Genomic DNA, 17,965 nt, shown 5'->3' on the forward strand with positions numbered 1-17,965 from the left:
CCATTGAACATCCCTTTTCACCACTTGACCCCTGCTCACTCTGATAGCCAATGGATCGATTGCATCCAAGACCTTTCGCAGCCAGTCATCCGCCCCTTTTCCCTGTCTGACCTCACTCGTTTTCAGGGTGTCGGCAAATCCAATGAGGGTATGGATGAGCCCTTCATGTATCACTTTCGAAGGGTGCTCAAGAATCATGACGTCAGCGACACCTGGCAAGAGAACAAGTCCATCCTATTGGCCATGTTGGCTCGAATTCGCCATGACCGGGACGCAGCAAGCTGGGTTTTTTTAAACTCGCTGCACCAACATCGCATTGCCGGCAACGACAGGAATGCTTGGAGACTCGCCGAAGGCCTTGAAACCCTGGAGATGTTCGCGATCATTGCCAACTCCTATCAAGACCTGGGTGATCCTGGAATTAAAGAAGTGTCAGACGCTCATATTCGCTCAGCGCTGCTCAAGGTGTGCGAGCTTTGCAGGGCGCCAGTAATGAAAAGCTTTGATCTTTTGCCTACAAACAAATCGCTTTTCGGCGAGAGCCATGTTTGCCAATCCAGAGGGGTGCCTGGCGAATCGAGCTACCTGGTCGACGCTGTCCCGGCAGCTTCATATGCCAAAGCAATTGCAGCATCTTTGGGGGCTCAAGACCTTGAGGGTTCAATTATCGATGACCTGGTCGTTGCCACTCATGGCCTTCCCCTTTCGAGCATGCAATGGGAGTCGGTGCTTAAAAGCCTGGTTGATACCTCTGATGGTGAGAAAGGGGATTTCCAGGATCGGTTGGATCGGCACGCGCCTCTGATCACCTGGGAAGAGATGACGCAACACAAGTGGAATAAATACAGCCCAATCAGTAGTGATGACCTGGACTACGTCTATGACCTTGAGACAATAACGCTGCCCGATGTCATGAAGGTTGGCGAGGATGTGAGAGATGACCTCATGCGCTTGGCTTCCATGCAATACGGCAAACTTGCAATCAGCAGGTTCAACGCTGAGCGGGTGATGCAGTTGCACATGGACTGCAAAGGATTCTTCGAGAAATTGCCTGCACACGACTCCCCGCTGCTGGGCCTGGACATGTTCCATGGCGGAAAGGATCCACACGCAGTAATTGATCGCTGGACTGATGAAAATGCCGACATGATTGCCGGGACATTGCTCAGCCGATATTCAGGTTTCGAGAAACACATTCCAATTGGGCCGAACAGGCTCCTTGGGGTCATCATGCTTCACTCGCCAGTCGAAAACCCTGAGCATTGGTATCTCTATTCTGTCATCAAGATGAGCTTGATTGCCCTTTCGCGTGCTGAAGAATTTGGGATTTCTCTGGAGGGCCTTTCACTTCAGACCCTTAGGGTAAAGGGGGATCTGGGAAACTATGCAGTGGACTACACGCCTCCCGTCCTCGATGAGAGATCTGTGCGCCAGCTGTATCGATTGATGCCAGCAAACCTTAAGGGAGTATCAGCCAAGCTTTTCTTAGGCATGAGGATCAGTCGCCAGGAATTGCTGCAAACCAGTCCGGTGCTACGCGACAAGGCCTTCGGTGCCGACATGGGACTTTGAGCTACGCTAGCGGGTAGAAAGAGCTGGGCGCTTGGCGGTGTTGCTTGCCAGGCGTAAATCAAGAGAAGCCACGCTATCGCGTAGAACTGAGTGGCGAAACAACTAGAAATTTGGCAGGCCTCTTGACCGCCTTAAGCCACGCTACCGCGTAGAAGTGGGATTGCTCGAATCTGGTACCGCGTGGAACCAGAGGGCGCCGTTAAGCCACGCTAACGCGTAGAAATGGGCCAAGGGCCCCCTATGGGTAGGATTTCAGTACAAGAAACTGTGAAGGTAGCGGCTTTCATATAAATTGACGTTTTGGCAATCTATCGCTTGACATGGTTGGTGTACTGGGTATACTGGTCGTAACGGTCAAACAAGGTTTTCGCCATGAAACTTTCAAAATTACTGATGACGATAGCCCTCTCGACCTTTTCGATATGGGCCTCTGCGGAAAACATCTACCGCGAGGGCACAAAAGGGTATGAGCTGGCCACCTATGCAAAGACGGTGTTGCCGGCTTCTGTCACTCCCTACTTCATCATGGCGAAGGACAAGTCCTTTTTCTACGAGCAGATCGATCAATCCAAGCGCACCGACGTGTTGTCAGGTGAAAGCCAGAGCGCCTTGCAGGCTGCCAATGTGAACGTGAACAGCCGGGCTGTGGCATTCGCCAAGTATGAGCTATCCTTGCCAGAGGGCGCGGCTCGAAATGTTTGCAAGGTGGTCTTTGTTGATCCGAAACGCGCCACTATAGGCGCAACGCTGATGCACGAGTTGATGCATTGCCGAATAGGCTCTGCTGAGCTTGAAAATGGCTATCGTCAACAGCTAAACAAGGTGGTCAACCTGGACAAATCCATAACGCCTGGCGCATCGATAGCCATGTTTGAAGAAATTCTGGCACGTGCAATGTCCCTCAGCTACATAGTGAACTATGGGATAAAAGAAGACGGTGATTTCTTTCAGCGCCGTGTGGATCTGCCCTACCCAAGCAACCCTGGCCCCAACGTTATGCCAAGGGTTTTGCACCTTTGCTTGGATAAGGGAGCATGCTCCGTAGAAGCTGGATCGTTGGCTGAGTATTTGCTCAGCGACGAGGAGTTCAAAAACCTGTTGGTCAAGGATTTTAGAGCAAACGACGAATTCAACAAGAAGGCTGGGTTTGGCCACCCCTGAATGGATAAAAGCATGAGGCAGAGAAACAAAAAAGGCATGAGAAATCATGCCTTTTTCTTTGCCTGCTGAATTACATGCCCAGCGTAGAATCGCTGCCAACATCACGAGAAGAAACGCGCTTCACTGCTTCACCGAAGGAAACAGCACCGTCTTTAGGGCTAACTCCCAGAAGGTCTCCGAGTTTTGCCCGGTCACTTTTGAAATCCGTTGCTGCAGGCGCAGCATTCAGATCTGGCGGAGTAACTTGGCTCACTGAGGTTTCAATTGGGAAGCCAGCCTTGGTGCCAATCATGTCACCCATGGCCTTGAGATGATCGTTTTCGACTACTGCATCGACCTTCGCAGTGAAAAGCGCAGGATCAACCCGCAAATCGGCACCTGCCATGATCTTGTCAGGATTTGCCCCAATGAGGTCTTTGTTTGCCTCATAAAGTTTTTGGGTCGCTTCGTGGATCTGGTGGTTGGTGGGCTCGATGCCGTTGGCTTCGAATGCTTCCTTCGAGATTTTCCACAGAGAGTCCCCTTTGTGGATTTCGTAATTAGTAGCAACTGGGCCAGCAACTGAATGACTCAAATCACTTGCAGTAGGAGCCGCACCACCCAATGGGACGGACGCAGTTACATCAGCATCGGTAAGCAGATCTTTGGATGCGATGCCAGCATCCACTGATGGATCTACATGCGCCGCATCAGTACCAGCTACGAGATTTCCTGCTCCGTGGAAGCCGTCTGCGACGAATTGGCGAGTGCTGTCGACTGCATGGCCTGCGGCCTCTGCGGCGCCGCCCAGAGCAACTGTCGCTGACTCATAGCCGGATTTTGCCACGTCGGCAATGAAGGAAGGCGCCTGTGTCACCGCATCGATGGTGCCAGAGGCAGCGTCGACGAGGAGATCGTTGGCTCCACGTGCAACGTCCAGGCCCGTATCTGCAATCTGCTGCAGGGTGGCAACCGGATCCTGGTAAGCATCGATGGCGGTGTTCGCCACAAAGGTTCCGGCATCGCTGACTGCGTCAACAGTGTGGTCTACAGCGGTGCTGGCCAGATCCTTGGCGGCATGGAAACCTTCGGTCGCCAGGTCTGCGCCAGATTGAGCCAGGTCTGCACCTTTGCTCCAGCTGGTGGATGCGAGCTCAACGAGCTTGTCGTGGTTGAGGTTACCCACCATGATCGCGCCCAGGGCAATACCTGCCAGGGCCAGGCTTGGTTTGCCATAGCGCTGGAATGTAGGAGAAGCCATCACGCTCTTGGCGTTGTCCTTGAAGTCACGGAAGTGACCTGCAATGGTGCCGGTCGGAACGCCAGTGCGCTGCAGGAAGTTGGTGACCCGCTGCTGCATCTTGCCGGCAAAATTCTGAACCGATTCGTTTTCGATCAAGCGCGAGGCCAGTGCTGCGCCGCCTTTGATGGCCAGGCGAGTCACGATGCCACCGGTTGCCAGTGAAATACCCCAGCTTGCAGCGCTCAATGCCGCCTTGCCCTTGTCGGAACCCAGGGCGTCGAAGAGCATGTCTTTGCCGGCCTTCAAACGCTCAAGGAGGGGGAAGTTTTTAGAGCCTTCGTCAGGGAATTTTTCTTCGAACAGGGAAACCGTGTTGAAGTGCTGAATAACTTCTTCAGGCAGCGAATCGATCTCGTCCTGCGTGTAGCCAGCGTGCGGCAGAGAAGACTTGATGCTCGCTTCAGCAATTTCTTTGTAAATGTGTTCCCAGATCTCGGCGTAGGCAGCCTTCGACTCCACGATCGCCTCTTGGCTGAACGCAGTGTTGAGCATGTGATACGGGTTTGCACCTACCTTGGATTTGTCCAGGCGGCTTTTGAGCCCATGGAGCAGAGGATCCAGCTCGTTTTGGGCTTCGACTTCCTTGAGCACCATCAGCGCAACAAGGTAATCGGTGGAAGCCTGCAGGGAAGGCTCAGCCACTTTGGTTTCCAGGTTTTCCATTTGAATCACCAGTTTCATTGTAGTTATGATTATAGGCTATCACCGTCAATATATGCTTAACAAGCGATTATGACGTCGCCACGGAACAACTTGGATGCCTCAGCAGGCTTGTTTTTTCAGGTGGATGATCTGCGGTGAAATTTTTCTGGAAAAACGCCACGTGACGATGGGTATGCCAGCACATCGCTGGTCACAACACCTGCTGGATCAGCCGTCCAACCCAAGATCCATTTCAAGCTTCAAAGCCCCAGATCCGCCCCAATATAGGCGTCCCGAGCGACACTTGAAAGGCGCTCCAGATAGCTACGGTCTTTGGTCGCCATATAGGCCGAACGTATCTGTGCATCGGAAGTGGCAAGCCTCTTGACCAGATCACTGGGGGCTAACGACAACAAATGCAGCGCGATGGAGCGCCCGGTATCGCCCATGTCATAGAAATGCTCTGAGACGTTGAGTAAATCAAGCACCATCGTTTCTTCAAGATTCACCTGATCGGCCAGGTGCATGATTTCCCCAGTTCTTAGACGCCTGCAGTATTTGAAATGCACATCAGTCAGGGTCAAGCCAGCTTTTATAAGGTCTTGGATGAGCACTGTTGCCAGGGTATTTCGATGTGGATTGCCATTAGATAAAACGTACAGATCCTGGACGGCACGCCCTATGGTTTCAGGCTCCTGGGTCAGGTAGTTGTAGTACCTGGGCAGGTGACGCAGATGATGGTCTGTCGAATCGAATTTCAGTGTTTCAATGTCGAATTGGCCTTGCATGAAAGCAGAGGCCTTGGCGAATTCAGGATGAGTCTTACTCAGAAAATAGTCACTGTCCAGGGGGCTGCGGACAGAGTTGAATTGGCTATTTACCCGCTTTTCCACCTCCAGCATCGAGAGCCCATTGGGGGCATCAACCCACGACCTGACATTGGCCAGAGGGTCGTATTTCACTTTGGCAAGGGCAAGAGATAGATCCTTCACAAATCCCGTTGGAGTGAATTGGGCATATTTTTTCACCATATTGGCGTCATCAAAAAGCACGGCAAGGTTTATGAGAATTCCATCTCGAATAACCCCATAAGCCTCCTCCAAGACTGCCCACTGCTCTACGGAGCTTTGTTTGAAAACCAGGTAGGGATTGACCGGATGTGCTTCGACAAGGCGCCGAGTTGTCTTCTGGGCGCTTTTGAAGCACCCCTCTCCGCAGGAGTCGCAGACAGCCTTTGCGTATGCCAGGATATCGGCCATGTCTTCACAGGGGGCGCTGATGGCATAGGCTGCATTGAGTGCAACAATGGGCCAGGCTTCGTGTCTTTCCAGAGCCTGGGAATTGATGGTCGCGGCAACAAAAAGAGGGGTTTCTCCGGCCAGCAGATACTGCCTAAATGCTTGCTGACACTGGGCTTGAAGCTCACCATTCATCAGTCCAGGAATGTCCTCATAGGGCAATGCCCCTTCGGAGGTGTACCGATAGCTGACGGCCTGGGTAGTAAATTTGATGAGTTCAGATTCTGGCATGGGAAAACCTTGAGGTGTAATTCGCCGATGATCATGTCCAGATATGTCGCAGACGTTTGAATGGGCATCGGATGATATTTTATTTTAGACTGACCTCCCCCAATCCAACAACGACAATCGAACTGATCCGGCACTCAGCAGATAGATTGATACCGGCGTCGAGCTCGCCATACAATGGATCAATACTTTCTCATTGACCACCCCTCAAGACGAGGCTGGCGGCAAAGGATCACGCTATGTTCAAGGCTTTTCAACAATCGATCGTGGTCGATTCTGCCGGCAAGCTGGCCCCTATTCAAAACTCGCCAAGAAAACCTTTCAGCGACTTCCTCATCGCCAGGGTAAAGGGCGATGAGATCTTGGAGTACACGGGGTCTTCCAGCAACCCGGTTGAATTCGAAGCAAAGGGCGAAAAACTCGACGCAGGCACTCAGTCCTCGCTGAAAAGTAGACGCCTCCCACCCGAGGTGTTTTGGTCTCGATATCCGCTTGATGAGGTTACCCAAGGTGTTAATGATTCACTGCTTGGGCATTATCCTGGCTCCACAGCAGCAATGAATGGCTTGGGTGCCATGGCGATCCTCATTCGCCGCGAGAAAGGCTTGCTGGAGTTGGCGAGCATGGAAAAGCCTGCTGACATTTTCGCCCAGATAGCCAAAGCGGTCGAGTACGACCCAAGCCTGGTCGATATTACGGTCGCTCAAGCACCCCAGATCGCTCGCCTGCTGTACCGAAGCAACCTCGTCAATGGCTTGAACGAGCAGCTTCCGGAAGTCGATTATCCTGTGCATCGGGAGCCTTTTCGCAGTATTTATCTTGAAGGTTACAAGCGCTATCTTGAAAACGACGCAAAGAACAGCGTGGGCATGCAGTGGCTTGCCCAAGTTGGCACAAAGACTGAGCATTCGCAAAAACTTACCCTGATGTTCGAAGACTTCTATCGCTCTGAGGCAGGTAGGCAATGCGAGGTATATTCGATCCAGTTGGACTACCTGCGCATGCTGACAAACCAAGGCATATTCCTTCACGCTTCTGATCAATACGCACCAAGAGCCCTTGAAAACGAAAAAACAGCAGCCCTGTACATTCAAGCGGGTTATGACTGGCGGCTGTCCCCTGCCCTTACCAGCTATAGAGAGGCTGGCCCTTACGAGAGAGCCTCTCAATGGGTTCAAGACATGATCCGAATTTTCAAAGGGGAGGACTCAAATTCTACGGAGTTTTGGGGTCTTGCTGGCGCTGATCAGTGTGCTCATGGCCGCGACATCCTGAAAGCCATCAAGGCAACAGATCCGAAGGGATTCGCCAAGATTAGAGAGCGCCTTCCCCAATGGGCCACGCTGGGATGCCTCGCATTGGGCGTTCTGACGATTCAGGAAGTTGAGAATGTTCCCTCTGCGGGGAGGGATAATGCGATGGCCCAGGATCTGGGACTTTAAGCCCCAGTCCTTCGTGCCGCTTAGTGAGTCAGCGGTTTGGCAGCCGGGACTTCACCTGGTTTGCCATCGGCTCCAGGCTTGCCATGAGGGTGCTCAGCCTTGAACTTCGCGAAGAGATCCTTTGCCTTGGCCTGTTGCTCTGGCGACAGGGTATCCAGGAAATCCTTGAAGTGCTTGTCGTGGCTGGCTTTGAGCTCAGCAGCCATCGCGTCCTGCTCAGGCTTAGGAAGCTTTTTTAGGTAGCTTCCAACGATGGCGCGCTGTTCGGAGACGTCTTCACGCATGCTGTGACGCAGTGCTTTTGACTGATCCTTGTCCAGGTTCAGCTTTTCTTCCAGGCCACCGCGAGGCTTGCCTGGCTGGCCACGATCCCCATGTGGACGGTCACCGCGATCACCATGTGGCTTTGCGCCTTCAGGGTGCTCCCCTGGTTTGAAGTCATGCTGGTCTGCACCAGGCGTTGCTGGAGGTGGAGTAAGGTCAGCAGCGAATGAGCTTCCTGACACAGCCAGTCCCAAGGCCAGAGCGATAAGGGACGATTTCAAGTGCAGCTTCATGTGTTGCTCCTTTCTTGTTGTTTTAAGACATCATATTGATGAGAAAAGCCCTTGTCAGTCAATTTATGGTAAAAGTCATGTAAGCTTTTGGACGCAAAAAAGGCGCTGTCCGAAGAAAGCGCCTTGGTTTTGAATCAGCCAATTTTTGAATGACTGGCCCGAAGGTCTCGTTCTATACCTTCCACCTCAGCAATGGTGGTTGGAATCTTCTCGCGGATGATCTCGATGAGTGTATACAACTGCCTGGTTCTTTCGCGGATCAGATCATTCAGAAGATGAGATTCTTCTGCAGCGAAACTGTCCTGAGCTGCATCGAGCTCCAGGGTGGAAAAGTTGATGATGGAATCCCGCAGAATGTCCATAACATCGACCAGCGTCTGGGTTGCCACAAGGGTTTGCCCCGGCTGGATCTGCCCAAGAAGCACAGAAAGCTCCGGGCTTTGGGATAGTTTGACGTGCCCCTGCAGCTTCTCGATAGCCTTCTCGGCCCTGGCGTTTAGGCTTTCCGTGCGAGAGGGGTTGTGCCGCATTTCCATGATCAATGTCTGCCCAGGTAGTATTCCGCGATTATCGAGTTCACTTGACATTTTGTCAATATGATTTGTATCACGTCTTTGAACCTCGATTTGCACGCTTGAAGTCCTCAAGTATTCTTGAAGCAATAGAGGCCCAGTGATTATCCCAGAACTCAAATTCGTTCATTGAGGGGCGAAAGGTGCAGGCATTGTCTTCAAGATCCAAAAGTTCACTCGCTGCCAGGTAATCGTGCAACCGCTCTGGATCGGCACTTTCACGCAAATCGCTGACGACTTCCATGATCTCCATCAATCTTTCGGCAGATATCGGAGCTGCCCTCCCCATATTGATGGTGTTGCTCAAAACAGTGACAAAATAATGGCTGACGTCGAGCTCTGGCGGATAGCAGGTGCTTTGAGCTTTCTGACACAGATCAGCAGCCTTGATGCGCTTGACTGCTTGAAGCTCGGATGGCTTAAAGCCTGGCAAACTCAAACTACGAACTCCCTCCGAGCCTTGAATGCATACTCGCAGGGTTTGTCCACAGTAGCTGGCAAGCACAAACCACTCCAGTATCTTGCCGGCCCGCCTCATTGAATAGATGAAGCTGGTTGACCATGTGCGCTGGATCCGGCTGACTGAAAAATTCACGTGGAGCTCCGGAACTGGTTTCATTTTCTGATTGGCTGAACGACAATATACTACATAATCGAGTGGAGTAAACCATGTCCTTCAAAGTCGACGGCTACATCCCGGAATGGCTGCTATACCTGGATTCAGGTGATGCAGGGCTGCTTGAGCGCAGTGAGCTTGAACTCAGAATTGACGACAGCGTGACGGGCAGTGGCTTCATCCAGTTTGCAGAGGCTATCAGCTTGCTGGTCAATGTGATTTCGATGCCTTTGCTATGCGAGCGCCTGGCTTGTTTTCTTAGGGCTAGAGCAGGCCAGATGATCCTGTCTTTCATCCGAGGTGAACCCAGCTATTTTCGGGCCCCAGATGCTAATACAGCAGGCCTGCTTATCAGCCACAGCGATAACACGATCCTTGCCTGGACGATGGTGCTCCACGTGCAATCCGAGAATGCTTACGGGGCCATATCGACTTTCCGGCCTTTGCATCGACTGGCGCATGCGCTGACATTGGACTATCTCAATCAGAGCCCTGTGCACCTCAAAAGGAAAAAGATCTTCAGAGACCTGGGGGATGAGGCGCTGAGTCAGGACTCTTTCTACCGACAGGTGGCTGGCTCTGTCCATGACTGCGTCACGACGAAAGACGGCCCATTTCACGATGCGGTCATCAGTAGTCAGATGGGTTTTGCAGGCCTGATCGAGGCAGGGATCAACCTTAGCAAGTATTTCGAGAAAATCTCTCCCTGCATCACGACGAGTCGATTCAAGAAGCCGGCTCATCTGAAGCGCTCACTGCAGATCTATGCGGAACTGATGGTTAATCGCTCGGATATGTCGCCCTGGAAGCATTTCATCAAGCTACTTGAGCGATGTGACTACCCCAACACGCCACAGGTCGAAATGGCGCTCAAAGATTTCTTTGTCAGAAGCTTCGAGGCTCAGAATCAGTCATTTCAAACATGGGCTACCACTTTGACCGCCTTTGTCGGAAAGCCTCAGGTCATCGAGGCTCTTTTTCACAGGCCTCTATTTCTCAGTCGCCTCCAGGGGCTAGATCCATCAGTCATGATCAGCCTTTTTCACGGATCCAGGATGAAAAACCAGATGCTCCAACGTTATCCTGAACACATTGATGCCTCTTTTTCGCGAGATTTAGGCTTGTGACTTCTACTTTCCAATATGCAATTCAATGCGACAGACTCCAGCAACGCACCGCTGATGGCCCTCAGATTTGGGCCACACTGATGCACAATGCTCAGCGGGTGCCCCTTGAAGAGTTCGAAGATGCCTGTGATTTGTCAGGATTACTCGAAGAAGGCGAATCCCTGGATGACTTTACCTGCTCTGACCCTGGTACTGGCGCTTATCGGGTTGAGGTGGGCTCGGAATGCGCCTACTTCATTCAGACATCCGGGTTCGAGTTTTTCTTCACTCCCGACGGGGTAGTCCCCTCTTTCATCGAGCAATACCCGCCAGACTGGGACGAATACAGATCTTCGGCGCTGGCGCGGCTGCTCTTGCCTGCCAACCATCCGCTCCTACAGGGCAGTTGGGGTCTTGAGGGCGATGAGGGCCTGAATGATGAGGGCCTGCAGGTCATTCGAAGCGAAAGCGGGAGTGTACGTTACCAAATCCACCAGGGCGATCGCGCTGTCGCCGGCATCCGCGTGGACGCTGATGAAGTCTCCGAGATGTACACGTGCAGAGACAAGCGTCGAGAAGGTCTTGCCACTACCCTGATGGATGCAGTGCGACGCCTTCATGGCCCACTTCCGTTTTCATCTCTAAGTGATGAGGGCAAGGCATTTAAAGCGGGTTACCACCGTGCAAAACGCCTTCGCCAAGAGGTCGACACTGACTTCGATATGTGACCTATGCAATCGGCTTTTTTGTGTTAAATTGATAGCACAAAAAATAAAAACAAGATGGTAGTCACATGCCACATAAATTTGAGCTCGACGCCCAATTCTCGGCGTCGAAGATCAAGCATTTGCTTGATTCAGTTACCCCTTCCCGTGTGTCTGATCCTGAGTTTCTCGCAACGATCGAGCATCAGATCGAGGGTTATTTTGGCAAGCCGGGTTTCAACAGAGCCCTCATGAATGGTGACCCGTCTGTTTGGCTGTCGGCAGCATCAATCAAAAAAGGGCATGTTCTTATTTTCCACTGCTTCTGCTCATGGGGTATGCCACTTGAGCGAGTGGTCACCAAGCTGATGACACTGCGCCCGCCCATGGTTGTGCCCATGACTTGGAGTAAGCACTACATCGATCTCTTTTCAGACATCTGCGCCTATTCATGGAAACCGGCGCCGCTGGCTGCACAGCTGATGAGCCTGGATCATAAAGACAAGATCCCGGCTGTAAGCCTCAAGATTTTGCTGCGCTCAGCGTTCAGGAAAAAGCAGCTCGACGACATCCTTCTGGCAATGAGAGTGCACATGCCAGAGATGAATACCAGGGTGGAACAAGCTCTAGGCTGGTTGCTTGAAGACATGGCGGCTCAGAATACCCGCCTCAACAAGCTGGCCATCGAGCTGTTCACGCCTCATATTTACCAGGCGTCATTTCTCCAGGCCCAAGGTAATCCAGAGTTACGCCAGGTGCTTTGGGGTACGCCCTTGACCTATGACTCACGCATTGCACTGGGTCAGATGCCGGTCGCATGGGCTGCCTGCCCTTTGGCTGAAACTCTTGGCTGGCTTGAGCTTCACGATGTTTACAACACTTTGATTGGCCTTAGCTTGAAACTGGGGCATTCGGCATTGACCGCTCGATTGGCTGAGCACAGTGATATCAATGCCTTGATCAGAGCTGCCCTGATCCAAGAACGTGTGTCAGCAACAAACGCAATGGAACATCTCTCGACCGATACCGTCCAGATACTGGTTCAACTCAACTATCTGCAACCCGTACTGGAAACCCAGAAGTGGCGCCATTTGCCGGCCCTTCCGATGGAAAATACGAGCGAACTCAATATAGGGACAAATGTCGATTCCGTGGTATGATCAAGCCTATTTCTAAGCGGAGCAAGACCAGTGAGCTGGATTGAGCAATCAAGAGAAGAGCGTGCCATCGACGTCAAGCGGGTGTTCAACCGAATACTGAGCGAAAGTCCCGATCGAATATGGCTTTCAAAGGTTCAGGAAGGCCCCCAAACGCAGTTCGTCCATCTGCAATTGCCGGTCACCAATGAAGATGTGCTCTATGACTTCCATGTCATGACAGCACAACTCAAGGCTTCACAGATGGCAGCCTATGAGCTGGGTCAGCAGCCTGGTCAGCGGTTGGCAATCATCCCCGCCCTGCTCGACCGGTTGGGCATGGTGCCTGAAGAGAGCTTCGAGATTCGCAACGATCACGATACCGGTATTCGAGTGGACGTGATCTTGGACGTGGACGGCCTCACCCATGAAGTGATCGAAGGGATGCTTCTTACCTTCATTCACAATGAATACGTGCCGCCGCGTCTTCGCCCCATCAACCCTGTCACCCTGGTCAATCGCATGCTCTCAGTGCGAGACGAGGGTTTGGCACATAATTTCCCACTGTTCTGACGAGGTTTGAAATGTCTGGCCCTGTGCAACTCAATCTGATTCTGGCCTGCGGGCTACACGGCCAAATCGGCCATAACGGGGCCATGCCATGGAAAATCCCGGAGGAAACCAAGTTCTTCAAGGACACGACGACCGGGCGCCCCGTTATTATGGGACGCACTACGTTCGAGTCCCTCGGAAAGCCGCTGCCCAATCGGCGCAACATCATCGTTTCCTCCAAGCTCAAGTACATCCCAGGCGCTGAGTGTGTCGCCACGCTGCAAGAGGCTCTGGCCAAGGTTGATGGCGTTTCCGAAGCTTTCGTTATCGGTGGTGTTCGACTGTGGACGGAAGCTCTCCCTCTGGCTGACCTCGCCTTGATCTCGCAGGTTGAGTTCGATGAAGTCGTCGACACTAATTTGCCCGAAAGCTTTTTCATCGATCTGCGTGCGACTTATTACATGGCTGCGATGAACCAGAGGGAGAAGTACAGCGTCACCTACTGGAAACGCATAGGATCACCGCTCTACACTGATGATGAACTGGTGTAATGCTGTCATTCGGCTCATTGAGTGAGCCGATTAGTCCTTTTATTCGGCTCATTCAGGTTCAGCAGGAGATGTAGGTGAGCAATGCATTCGTAGAGACCGTCCTTGAGCACATCCTGGCTGAAAAGCCGGGCGAGGACGGCATTCGCAAAGTCACCTCATCCTCCTACGCTCAAGTCAAAGGCAAATCGGTCTTCATGCATGGCGCCGATGACCTATGCGCCCTGATCAGCGACACAAGGATTCCCTGGTTTGAAGTCAAGGTTTCAGACGATCGATTTGATTCGAGCACCCGCTCACTGCTGAGCGCAGCCCTGGAAAACTGGGAATTCAAAAGCCACCTGGATTTTGATGAGACTGTTCTTCATGCCCTGACGCAGCGATTCTCCGCAAAAGAGGTCTGCGAGCAGCTGGCCAGGTCAAGAGCATTGCCGATCAGCCCAGAATTCATTGGGGGAAGTCTTGATCAGCGGCACATTCTACTGGAGCGCCTGGGCTTGATTGTTGCCTCATCGCCTGAGATGACCGATGCCTGGGTAGACCTGCTGTTTCTTGAGCACAAATACCGCGACAAGATGTTTTCCAAGAGCCTGCTGGATACATTCGAATGCCTTGAGGGTGGGACTGATCTGTATGAGTGTCTTGACCCCAACCTGAAGAATCGCGATCGCCCTTCACTGCTGACCTTGAGCATCACGCTGATCATGGCCGCAGCGTTTGACCCAAAGAGGGTCAAGGCCTCAATGGAGCGCTACACCCGCTCCAGCCTCTACCAAATCACACGGTCGGAGTTGGTAGGTTATGTGAGCGATCACTTCAGTCCTGTGCGCAAAGCCTTTGCTCACGCCATGTACGTGGTGGGGAATTACGCCAATGAGGGTTTTGTTCAGCTGCATGTCACCCGAGAACCCATTCGTGCCCGAGACGAATTGGTAGTGCCGGCGCTGATCAGTGTTATGGCCAGCAGCGAAAAGCCGGCCTTCTCTTTGAGGTCGATGGTGGGTGCACCAAACGCGCTGAACAAAAATATCCTCAAGAGCTTCATCGCGCACTATCTGTTTCGATGGCGCTCAGATTTTGCTGACAAAGTCATGGAGCATCCAGGCAACGTCGTGCTCAAACGAGCGCTCAAGAATGAAGCATGCATAGAGCACATGTTCTCGCAAAGCACCTTCTCCAAAGCGTTCAGTGAAGAACAGCGCCTGGGGCAGGTCGAATTGTTCAAGCGCTTACCCTCCGATGTTCAGCAGCTGATTGTCGATCGTTTATGGCGAGATTTACCCTCTATGCTAAAAGGCCGCAGAGGTGATGGCCTGAAAGGAATGGTCGCCTTCATCATTGAAGTGCCTGGTCAAGCCGATGTCATGCGTACATTCATCCAGCCCAAGCTCAAGAAGCTTGTCGCTCGGATTGGTGGCAACGAGTCCGGTCACTACGATTTGGCGGCAGCAATACGGCATTTGGTTGAAGCGGATGTGCTGGATATCAAAGATATTGCAAAATCGATCTCGGACATGGCTCAACTTGAGACAGCGGTTAGTCGTCTTAAGATTCCACGCGAATCCCTGAGCCCACACATTACCAGCAGGTTGGCTGAGCAAATGATAGGTGTTGATCTGGGGCTATGACTTTGCGCTGGATCTCTGTGCATAATGTTCCAATAACTATAAAAACAGGTGCTTGGCCATGCTGGTGGTATTTCAGGAAAGCAGCAAAGACAGCCTGGCTCAAGGGCTGGGTATCGTCACGTGGTACAACGAATTTCGCAACGAGGACTACGGCTACTGCGTGGCCAGGGAAAAAGCGCAGGAAGTGCTGAAGTGCCGAGAGCATGGCATACCCTATGTGGTAATCAATAAGGATGTGTTGGGTGACAACCGCGTCATCGACACCAATTGTGACCTTAAAAGATTACCTGCAGACACCACCCTTGTGCTTCGTTGCCAACCTGACGCCAGGCTTCCCTCATCTATCGCCAGCTTTCCCAAGTGGCTGACCCCTGATGAGATGAAAGCCGTAAATCACTGGCCATCGAACGTGGCTCAAGCTGATCATTTCTTCAAACGCCATGTGATGACGATCGATCGAGACCTGCTTGCCCAGCTGCTTCAAGCACAGGCGTTGTCACTTCCACTGTTTTTCAAGACCGTTGAAAAGACTGACTTTCATCAGGTCATCTACAGCCATGATGAGCTCAACAAGAGCCTTATGACGGTTTCACAGGCTCGCCAACTGGTACCGCACAAGGGTGCGGAGCTTGAGGGTCTGTTTGCTGACACCGCCGTCCTGGTTCTCAAGAAGCCGGACTGGTTTTGCGAATATCGCGATCAGATGATTGCGGGACGTGTTTCTCTGGATACCCTGGAGGAAGGGCTGATCATCTCTGATCCGATGGAGATTCTGAGGGAGGAAAGCCACAAGGGAGAGTATCGAGCCTATTTCATCAACGGACAGATGAGCTCGATTTCTGCCTACCTGGACTACGATCACTGCGAGGTACCTGGCTCAATCCGTGATTTCGCCGAAGCGTTTGGGGTAGCCAACGCTCAGATGGCCAAGGGGTTTGTTGCAGATTTCTGCATGACGCCCAAAGGCCCCGCGCTCGTTGAGATGAATGATTTCTGCTACTCCGGCAGATACATTGATAATGACCCAGGCTTACTGTTCACTGACCTGAAGCGTCATTTTGGCGACCCCTCCTTTGATCTGATCGAGCCTTATGTAAAGGTTCCCAGCCGGCAAGAGACCGAACATCCCGATCCTGACCGTATTGCGGTCGATTTCGGTAAGCCGACCGAACTCGTATTTGGCAGCGACGACACACTCACCCTCAAGGCCTCAGACAAGTCCTCCTTGGTTCTGGAGCGTTTCATGCGTGCCCAGGCCAACAAGCACGACGCTACGGTAGACCTTGACCTGCAAACAGCAAACGGACTGGATTGATCGGACTGCCCATCATGCCTCTAGAATTGAACCCCCAGATAACCAAGATCCTTGTCCAGACAACCCCCAAAATGGAGGAAATGATTAATCGCTTTGAGCGAAAACTCTTTTCATCAAAAGGCGCATCACGACGAGAATTGACTGCAATCGTCAAGGAGGGGGTCGATTACTGCATGGATCACTTCAAGTCCGGTGTCGGAATCGACAACCAGGCTGATCTGGCGCAATGGGCAACGACCTGGAACGAATGCTCTGTGATGCTGGGCAATTACATGTGCTCATCCCCTACGCTACTGATTGAGTCTGGCCTTATAAAAGACTGCATGACGATGACCCGAGGGCGCGATTACCTATTTGAGCCTGCCCTGTCGTATATCGACAACCGCAATTTCAAGACACTGGGCAAGCTGCTCGATTCCGGTTACGAGCCAATGGTCGATCACCACAGGCTGGGTTTGCTTTGCTCGACGAAAGATGTCGCCAAATGCCCACGCGAAATCTTCGAGCCATTCCTGATGGCAGGCCTTAAGCGTATTGCAATGGATGAAAACAAATCCTATGCCGGCGACCAGGTCTCGGCACTGGCGGGACGCTATCTGGGGTGTGCTCAGACATCCTCTGACAACCTGGCAGCCTTCAAGGCGCGGATCTGGCCTGAAATAATGAAGGCCCTTCCTGGTTTGGTTGAGGAGCAGTGGCCTGAGGTGGTTCAGCGCTCCATTGCCGCCTACCCTTCGCCCAAGTGCTTGAGCATTGCCAGACTCATCATGGATCACTGTCAGCAGGAGCCACAGCTGCTGGGCGAGTTGATTAATGAGCAAGGGCGCTTCAGCCATTTTGGGCCCACCTATAACCCGTTTGAACCAGGTGATTTGAAATATTCGAATCTGTCGCCCAAATTCTTCAACCATGAGTCTTACTTCAACTCGATCCTTCAGGGCTCAATCCCAGCCGAGGTGTTGTATGGCACTTTCCCCGCCGTGATCAAATCAAAGTTCGATTACTCGGCGTTGAGAGGCTATGGTGCGCTCTATGAAATGGCCGAACAGCCTATGCTGGATATCCTAGCCAAGAAGCATTCCCTGACCCTCGATGCGGCCCTGATCATCAAGCTGACTCCTGTGGCTGAGATCATGGACGTTTTCTCGGGCCCAGGTGGCAAGGTTGAGCAGTTCCTGTTTCAGGAGTGCTGGAAAAACCTGGCTACCGCTTGCAGCTTGCCGGCGACTGACATGCAGGAAGTGGCCTGTTTCATCGCGCCACTGCCCGTGATTGACATCCTCAAGTACCGCAAGCTGTTCGTCGACATTGCCAGCCGCAATGATCTGTCGGATCGTCATATCGAAAACCTGGACACAGCCCTTCTGACCGAATTTACCGAAATGGCGAAGGCGAAAGAGTACCTTGAGGCACTCGACTTGAGCAGCGTCTCAAAGATGCGCACCTATTGCGCGATTGCTGCTGAAAACACAAATCTCGGGGTTCCTAATGCAGATAGGTTTGCAACGCGGATCAGCTGGAAGAACCAAGCGATGCGTGACACTGTATTTGGTGGTGATTTGGGCTTGTAATGGGTTGGTGCCTTGGACAGTGCACCTAAGAGTTC

The 17,965-nt window shown here is 52.3% G+C and carries 16 protein-coding genes; 11 read left to right on the forward strand and 5 right to left on the reverse strand.

From position 1 onward, the window contains the following. The first annotated feature begins 3 nt into the window (after positions 1 to 3). Together IFT57_RS06435 and IFT57_RS06440 are read left to right on the forward strand one after the other, a co-directional pair. Positions 4 to 1,572, forward strand: coding sequence for a hypothetical protein (locus IFT57_RS06435; RefSeq protein WP_192150993.1), 1,569 nt, complete (start codon positions 4 to 6; stop codon positions 1,570 to 1,572). A gap of 372 nt (positions 1,573 to 1,944) precedes the next feature. Further along, the gene (locus IFT57_RS06440; protein ID WP_192092665.1) at positions 1,945 to 2,733 is read left to right on the forward strand and encodes a hypothetical protein; all 789 of its coding nucleotides are present in this window, start codon (positions 1,945 to 1,947) and stop codon (positions 2,731 to 2,733) included. A 70-nt stretch (positions 2,734 to 2,803) separates the two neighbouring features. Here IFT57_RS06440 and IFT57_RS06445 read toward each other — a convergent pair whose 3' ends face one another. Continuing rightward, positions 2,804 to 4,696, reverse strand: coding sequence for a LysM peptidoglycan-binding domain-containing protein (locus IFT57_RS06445; RefSeq protein WP_199868794.1), 1,893 nt, complete (start codon positions 4,694 to 4,696; stop codon positions 2,804 to 2,806). A 221-nt stretch (positions 4,697 to 4,917) separates the two neighbouring features. After that, entirely contained in the window at positions 4,918 to 6,186 is a 1,269-nt protein-coding gene (locus IFT57_RS06450; RefSeq protein WP_192092663.1) for a hypothetical protein, read from the reverse strand. A gap of 236 nt (positions 6,187 to 6,422) precedes the next feature. On the opposite strand from IFT57_RS06450, the gene IFT57_RS06455 reads away from it, so the two are divergent. Beyond that, a complete protein-coding gene (locus IFT57_RS06455; RefSeq protein WP_192150994.1) occupies positions 6,423 to 7,625 on the forward strand; it encodes a hypothetical protein in 1,203 nt (400 codons plus the stop codon). A 20-nt stretch (positions 7,626 to 7,645) separates the two neighbouring features. Here IFT57_RS06455 and IFT57_RS06460 read toward each other — a convergent pair whose 3' ends face one another. From IFT57_RS06460 to IFT57_RS06470, 3 genes are all read right to left on the reverse strand, one after another. Beyond that, a complete protein-coding gene (locus IFT57_RS06460) occupies positions 7,646 to 8,182 on the reverse strand; it encodes a hypothetical protein (RefSeq protein WP_192150995.1) in 537 nt (178 codons plus the stop codon). Between the two features lie 134 nt (positions 8,183 to 8,316). Next, positions 8,317 to 8,814 (reverse strand): hypothetical protein, encoded by a 498-nt coding sequence (locus IFT57_RS06465; RefSeq protein ID WP_241032710.1) that lies wholly within the window; start codon positions 8,812 to 8,814, stop codon positions 8,317 to 8,319. Next, positions 8,789 to 9,349 carry a hypothetical protein gene (locus tag IFT57_RS06470; protein WP_241032709.1) on the reverse strand — a complete coding sequence of 187 codons (561 nt, stop codon included), beginning with the start codon at positions 9,347 to 9,349 and terminating at the stop codon, positions 8,789 to 8,791. Before IFT57_RS06470 ends, IFT57_RS06465 begins: the two co-directional genes overlap by 26 nt. Before the next feature lie 74 nt (positions 9,350 to 9,423). On the opposite strand from IFT57_RS06470, the gene IFT57_RS06475 reads away from it, so the two are divergent. The 8 genes from IFT57_RS06475 to IFT57_RS06510 all read left to right on the forward strand — a co-directional run bounded on the left by IFT57_RS06475 (position 9,424) and on the right by IFT57_RS06510 (position 17,930). Then, entirely contained in the window at positions 9,424 to 10,497 is a 1,074-nt protein-coding gene (locus tag IFT57_RS06475) for a hypothetical protein (protein ID WP_122531265.1), read from the forward strand. Next, entirely contained in the window at positions 10,494 to 11,204 is a 711-nt protein-coding gene (locus tag IFT57_RS06480; RefSeq protein WP_241032708.1) for a hypothetical protein, read from the forward strand. Before IFT57_RS06475 ends, IFT57_RS06480 begins: the two co-directional genes overlap by 4 nt. 65 nt (positions 11,205 to 11,269) lie before the next feature. Next, a complete protein-coding gene (locus IFT57_RS06485) occupies positions 11,270 to 12,340 on the forward strand; it encodes a hypothetical protein (protein ID WP_192150997.1) in 1,071 nt (356 codons plus the stop codon). A gap of 30 nt (positions 12,341 to 12,370) precedes the next feature. Further along, on the forward strand, positions 12,371 to 12,889 hold the full coding sequence (locus IFT57_RS06490; RefSeq protein ID WP_241032707.1) for a hypothetical protein: 519 nt from the start codon (positions 12,371 to 12,373) through the stop codon (positions 12,887 to 12,889). Between the two features lie 11 nt (positions 12,890 to 12,900). After that, entirely contained in the window at positions 12,901 to 13,419 is a 519-nt protein-coding gene (locus IFT57_RS06495) for a dihydrofolate reductase (RefSeq protein WP_122531263.1), read from the forward strand. A gap of 74 nt (positions 13,420 to 13,493) precedes the next feature. Continuing rightward, a complete protein-coding gene (locus tag IFT57_RS06500; RefSeq protein WP_122531262.1) occupies positions 13,494 to 15,044 on the forward strand; it encodes a hypothetical protein in 1,551 nt (516 codons plus the stop codon). Between the two features lie 58 nt (positions 15,045 to 15,102). Then, positions 15,103 to 16,359 (forward strand): ATP-grasp domain-containing protein, encoded by a 1,257-nt coding sequence (locus IFT57_RS06505; protein WP_122531261.1) that lies wholly within the window; start codon positions 15,103 to 15,105, stop codon positions 16,357 to 16,359. A 14-nt stretch (positions 16,360 to 16,373) separates the two neighbouring features. Then, positions 16,374 to 17,930, forward strand: coding sequence for a hypothetical protein (locus IFT57_RS06510; RefSeq protein WP_192150999.1), 1,557 nt, complete (start codon positions 16,374 to 16,376; stop codon positions 17,928 to 17,930). Positions 17,931 to 17,965: the final 35 nt, after the last annotated feature.

This window comes from Pseudomonas sp. CFBP 13719 (assembly GCF_014842095.1).
Lineage (GTDB): Bacteria > Pseudomonadota > Gammaproteobacteria > Pseudomonadales > Pseudomonadaceae > Aquipseudomonas.

What these genes read in the sequence shown, in the direction of transcription:
- IFT57_RS06510 (WP_192150999.1), top strand. Translation starts at nt 16,374, where the DNA reads ATGCCTCTAGAATTGAACCCCCAGATAACCAAGATCCTTGTCCAGACA.
- IFT57_RS06455 (WP_192150994.1), top strand. Translation starts at nt 6,423, where the DNA reads ATGTTCAAGGCTTTTCAACAATCGATCGTGGTCGATTCTGCCGGCAAG.
- IFT57_RS06475 (WP_122531265.1), top strand. Translation starts at nt 9,424, where the DNA reads ATGTCCTTCAAAGTCGACGGCTACATCCCGGAATGGCTGCTATACCTG.
- IFT57_RS06485 (WP_192150997.1), top strand. Translation starts at nt 11,270, where the DNA reads ATGCCACATAAATTTGAGCTCGACGCCCAATTCTCGGCGTCGAAGATC.
- IFT57_RS06505 (WP_122531261.1), top strand. Translation starts at nt 15,103, where the DNA reads ATGCTGGTGGTATTTCAGGAAAGCAGCAAAGACAGCCTGGCTCAAGGG.
- IFT57_RS06495 (WP_122531263.1), top strand. Translation starts at nt 12,901, where the DNA reads ATGTCTGGCCCTGTGCAACTCAATCTGATTCTGGCCTGCGGGCTACAC.
- IFT57_RS06440 (WP_192092665.1), top strand. Translation starts at nt 1,945, where the DNA reads ATGAAACTTTCAAAATTACTGATGACGATAGCCCTCTCGACCTTTTCG.
- IFT57_RS06460 (WP_192150995.1), bottom strand. Translation starts at nt 8,182, where the DNA reads ATGAAGCTGCACTTGAAATCGTCCCTTATCGCTCTGGCCTTGGGACTG.
- IFT57_RS06445 (WP_199868794.1), bottom strand. Translation starts at nt 4,696, where the DNA reads ATGAAACTGGTGATTCAAATGGAAAACCTGGAAACCAAAGTGGCTGAG.
- IFT57_RS06450 (WP_192092663.1), bottom strand. Translation starts at nt 6,186, where the DNA reads ATGCCAGAATCTGAACTCATCAAATTTACTACCCAGGCCGTCAGCTAT.